Raw genomic sequence first — 4909 nt, 5'->3', positions numbered from 1 at the left:
GCACACGGCGACGCATCGCCTCGCGGTTCAGTCGCCGCCGCGACCGGATCTACATCCACGGCAAACTGGCCACCGACCCCGTCTATGCCGCCACCGCGACCGCCATCGCCGGTCGGCGCCTGCCCCTGCTGGACATCGGCTGCGGCCTGGGCATCCTCGGCCACTACCTGCATGCCTGCGACGCGCTGGATGGCTACCTCGGGCTCGATCACGACCCCGACAAGATCGCCATGGGGCGGGCTGCCGCGGACCGGGCAGGATTGGGTGCGAGCATTTCCCTCAGCGAGGTGGATGCCACCACGCCCCAGGCCATCCGCGGGCACGTGGCCATGCTCGATGTCCTCCATTACCTGCCAGAGGACCGCCAGGCGGATCTGCTGGCCTATGCCGTGGACCACCTTGCCGACGATGGCGTACTGATCCTGCGCAACGTGATCCGGGACGGTACCTGGCGCTATCGGGCCACCGTGTGGGAGGAGAAATTCATCGAGGCGGTGGGCTGGATCCCTGGCGGGGCCCAGTATTTTCCGACCGAAGACGATATTCGCGGGGTGCTGGAGCCGCGGGGGATCCGGGTGGATTTCCGGCCGCTGTTCGGGCGGACGCCTTATAACAGCTACCTGATGACGGCTTCCCGGCAGAACTGATCGGGCGGTCAGCCGCCATTGGGCATTGTGCGCCGCAATAAGGTATACTCGGCGGGTCGTGCTTGCGCTCCGACTCCCTTGCGGACCCCCGGCGTGGAGAATCTCCCGCCCGTTCCCCCACCCTCGGAAGCGCGCTCGACACCGGCCAGCCTGCTGTCTTCGTCATGGTTAGCGGCCGCCAATCCATCGACTCGTAGTGCGGTTCCAGGGAACGCTCGAGTCACGCAGGAGCTTCACTCCATGTCTTTCGATTCGCTGGGCCTTGCGCCCGCGTTGCTGCGCGCCCTTTCCGAAGCCGGCTATGAAAAGCCGACCCCGATCCAGTCCGCAGCGATCCCGCTTGTCCTCGCCGGCAACGACCTTATGGCCGCCGCCCAGACGGGTACCGGCAAAACCGCCGCGTTCGCACTGCCGCTGTTGCAGCTGCTCTCCAAAGATGACCGTGGCGACACGCGTCGCCCGATCCGCGCGCTGATCCTCACCCCGACCCGCGAGCTTGCCGCCCAGGTGCAGGAAAACCTGCGCGACTACGGCAAGTACGTGCGCCTCTCCAGCACCGTCATCTTCGGCGGCGTTGGCATGGGCAACCAGTTGCAGGCACTGCGCCGCGGTGTCGACGTCGTCGTCGCCACGCCGGGCCGCCTGATCGACCATATGCAGCAGCGCTCGGTAGACCTTTCCAAGGTCGACATCCTGGTGCTCGACGAAGCCGACCGCATGCTCGACATGGGCTTCCTGCCGGCACTCAAGCGCATCCTCGCCGCCGTGCCGCGCCAGCGTCAGACGCTGCTGTTCTCGGCTACGTTCGCGCCGGAAATCAAGGCACTCGCGCAGCAGTTCATGCGCGACCCGAAAGAAGTGTCCACCACGCCGGCCAACTCCGTCGCGACCCTGGTCACGCACCGCGTGCACCCGGTCGATGCGGCGAACAAGCGCGACCTGCTCCTGCACATCCTGTCGCAGGACAGCCGCCGCCAGACGCTGGTCTTCGGCCGCACCAAGCACGGCGCCGACARGCTCGTACGTCACCTGGAACAGGCCGGCATCAAGGCCGCTGCCATCCATGGCAACAAGAGCCAGAACGCCCGTACGCGCGCCCTGTCCGACTTCAAGACCGGCCGCGTCACCGTGCTCGTGGCGACCGATATCGCCGCGCGCGGTATCGACATCGACCAGCTGCCGGTCGTGATCAACTTCGACCTGCCGATGGTGGCCGAGGACTACGTGCATCGCATCGGCCGGACCGGCCGCGCGGGCGCTGAAGGCCAGGCCATCTCGCTGGTCAGCCATGACGAGTCGGGCCTGCTCCGCGACATCGGTCGTCTGCTCAAGACCGATCTCGAAGTCAGCAACGTCCCCGGCTTCGAGCCGAGCACGCCGCTGCGCATGGATTCCGGTGCGCCGCGTCCGAAGCAGCAGCCGCGTCAGCCGCAGGCCTCGCGCAACCAGGTCGGCCAGGGCCGCTCGGGTGGTGGTCAGGGTCGCTCGGCAGGCGGTCAGGGCCGTTCGCCGTCGAACGGTCAGGGTCGCCAGGGCGCAGCCGGTGGTGGCAGCGCGGGTGGCACGGCCGGTCGGCCGTCGTCGCACCGTCCGCACAGCCACTCGCCTGCAGGTACCGGCGAGAACACCGGCAACCACAAGCGTCGTCGTCAGCGTACGGGTCCGGCCACCAACAAGGCCTGATCGTTCGCTCAGCCCTGCGCCCTGATCTTCGCGGTAAGCACGTGGTCTTCCCACAGCCCCTCGATCTTCAGGTAGCGCTTGGCATAGCCTTCCTTCTCGAAGCCTAAACGCGCGAGAAGGCGGCCACTCCGGTCATTGCGCGGCATGTAATTCGCCATCACGCGATGGAAGTCCAGAGGGCCGAACGCATAACGGATCGCGGCGTCCAGGGCTTCGACCATCAGGCCTTGGCCTTCGTGCTTTCGCGCGATGCCGTAGCCGAGATGGCAGGCCTGGAAGACGCCACGGACGACGTTGGCAAGTGTGAATGTCGCGATGATTTCGCTGCCGTCGGGCGTCAGTACGACGAACGGAAAGCCGCGATCCGCCCTTGCCGCTTCGAGGCCCGCCTCGATGGCGAGCCGACAGCCTTCCGTGGTGTAGTGCGTTTCGGTCCGCAAGGGCTCCCACGGTCGCAGGTGCTCGCGATTCTCCACACGGTAGCGGCGCAGTAACTCGGCCTCTTCCGGATCGAGAAGGCGGATCACCGTTCTTGGCGTCCGCATGCGGATGGGTTCGCTCATGCAGCGAGCGCCTTCGCGTGGTGGCGCAGGTGGTCTTCCACGAAGGTCTGGATGAAGTAGTAGCTGTGGTCGTAGCCAGGCTGCATGCGCAACTGGAGCGGCTGGCCCGCTTCTTCGCAGGCCGCCTCGAATCGCTGGGGCTGCAATTGCTTCGTCAGGAAGCCGTCCGCTTCACCCTGGTCGATAAGGATCCGGCCGTCGAAACGGGCGCCGTCCCTGATTAACTGGGTGGCATCGTGCAGGGCCCAGCCCTTGCGATCCTCACCGAGATAGCGCGGGAATGCCTTCTCGCCCCACGGCACGCTGGCGGGCGCGACGATAGGTGCGAACGCTGACACCGAACGGTAACGGCCGGGATTGCGCAGTGCGATGGTCAATGCACCGTGTCCGCCCATGGAATGGCCAAAAATGCCCTGCCGGCTCATGTCCAATGCGAATCGTTCCGCCACCACGCGGGGCAGTTCGTCGACGACGTAGCTGTACATGCGAAAACGTGAAGACCACGGTGCTTCGGTGGCGTCCAGGTAAAAGCCTGCGCCCTCACCGAATTCCCAGTCGCCGGTGGCGCCGGGGAAGCCCGTATCCCGCGGGCTCGTATCCGGCATCACCAGCGCGATGCCGAGCTCCGCAGCGATTCGCTGCGCGCCGGCCTTGATCGTAAAAGTTTCAGCGGTACACGTCAGACCGGCGAGGTACCACAGGACAGGAACAGGCCCGTTTTCGGCCGCAGGAGGCATGAAAACCGCAAAACGCATCGTACCGCCGCACGCTTCGGATGCATGGGAATAGAACCCCTGGATGCCGCCGAAGCAGCGTTGTTCCGAGACCGTCTCGATCGTCGTCATGCCCTTCTCTCCGTACGAAAGCTGACCGGGAAGTGTAACGCCGACGCAACAAGTGGCTATGGCCCGCCTCACCGGGCGCCCATCGCTGCTACAATACCGCTACTGCCCGGCGCCRCTTCCGCCGCCGCGCCCCCTCTTCGAGGTCGCCATGTCATCCCCCGATACAGATAACGCTCCGGCTCAGCCCGGCTTTAGCGCGCTCGCGCTCGACGAAAAAGTGATGCGCGTCTTGGCCGAAGTCGGCTACGAAGTGCCGTCGCCGATCCAGGCCGCCACCATTCCGCCGCTGCTCGAAGGCCGCGACGTCATCGGCCAGGCGCAGACCGGCACCGGCAAGACCGCTGCCTTCGCGCTGCCCGTGCTGTCGCGCATCGACCTGAAACCCGGCAAGCCGCAGGCGCTGGTTCTCGCGCCCACCCGCGAGCTCGCCATCCAGGTCGCCGAAGCGTTCCAGAAATACGCCACCTACATGCCCGGCTTCCAGGTCCTGCCGATCTACGGCGGCCAGAGCTACGGCCCGCAGTTGCAGGGTCTCAAGCGCGGCGCACAGGTCATCGTCGGCACGCCGGGTCGCGTCATCGACCACCTGGACAAGGGCACGCTGGATCTTTCCGGCCTGCGCTTCCTGGTCCTCGACGAAGCGGACGAAATGCTTCGCATGGGCTTCATCGACGACGTCGAGAAGCTGCTGCAGGCCACGCCGAAAACCCGTCAGGTCGCTCTGTTCTCCGCGACCATGCCGGCGCCGATTCGTCGCATCGCGCAGACCTACCTGAAAGACCCGATCGAGATCACGATCAAGAACAAGACCACGACCGCGGCGAACATTCGCCAGCGTTACTGGTTCGTCAGCGGCATACACAAGCTCGACGCGCTGACCCGCATCCTCGAAGCCGAAAGCTTCGACGCGATGATCGTGTTCACCCGTACCAAGCAGGCCACCGAAGAACTCGCCAGCAAGCTGCAGGCAAGGGGCTTCCTGGCCGCCGCGATCAACGGTGACATCGCCCAGGCGCAGCGTGAGCGCGTGATCGACAACCTGAAGTCCGGCAAGCTCGACATCCTCATCGCGACCGACGTCGCCGCYCGCGGTCTCGACGTCGAGCGCATCAGCCACGTGCTGAACTACGACATCCCGCACGACACCGAGTCGTACGTGCACCGTATCGGC

The 4909-nt window shown here is 65.8% G+C and carries 5 protein-coding genes; 3 read left to right on the top strand and 2 right to left on the bottom strand.

All coding sequences use genetic code 11. The features are described from left to right. A partial coding sequence (locus tag AC1DT2_RS15670; protein WP_477297317.1) for a class I SAM-dependent methyltransferase occupies positions 1-647 on the top strand: 647 nt, incomplete at its 5' end. A gap of 240 nt (positions 648-887) precedes the next feature. Further along, positions 888-2330, top strand: a complete 1443-nt coding sequence (locus AC1DT2_RS15665) for a DEAD/DEAH box helicase (protein WP_477297315.1) — start codon at positions 888-890, stop codon at positions 2328-2330. Positions 2331-2338: 8 nt separating this feature from the next. Here AC1DT2_RS15665 and rimJ read toward each other — a convergent pair whose 3' ends face one another. Next, positions 2339-2893, bottom strand: coding sequence for a ribosomal protein S5-alanine N-acetyltransferase (rimJ, locus tag AC1DT2_RS15660; protein WP_477297313.1), 555 nt, complete (start codon positions 2891-2893; stop codon positions 2339-2341). Continuing rightward, the gene (gene fghA / locus AC1DT2_RS15655; RefSeq protein WP_477297312.1) at positions 2890-3738 is read right to left on the bottom strand and encodes an S-formylglutathione hydrolase; all 849 of its coding nucleotides are present in this window, start codon (positions 3736-3738) and stop codon (positions 2890-2892) included. The genes rimJ and fghA overlap by 4 nt, the downstream gene beginning before the upstream one ends. Positions 3739-3886: 148 nt before the next feature. On the opposite strand from fghA, the gene AC1DT2_RS15650 reads away from it, so the two are divergent. After that, a partial coding sequence (locus tag AC1DT2_RS15650) for a DEAD/DEAH box helicase (protein WP_477297311.1) occupies positions 3887-4909 on the top strand: 1023 nt, incomplete at its 3' end.

The organism is Luteibacter sp. P4_E6, from assembly GCF_056401535.1.
This window is presented reverse-complemented; position numbering and strand designations above follow the sequence as displayed.

What these genes read in the sequence shown, in the direction of transcription:
- rimJ (WP_477297313.1), bottom strand. Translation starts at nt 2,893, where the DNA reads ATGAGCGAACCCATCCGCATGCGGACGCCAAGAACGGTGATCCGCCTT.
- fghA (WP_477297312.1), bottom strand. Translation starts at nt 3,738, where the DNA reads ATGACGACGATCGAGACGGTCTCGGAACAACGCTGCTTCGGCGGCATC.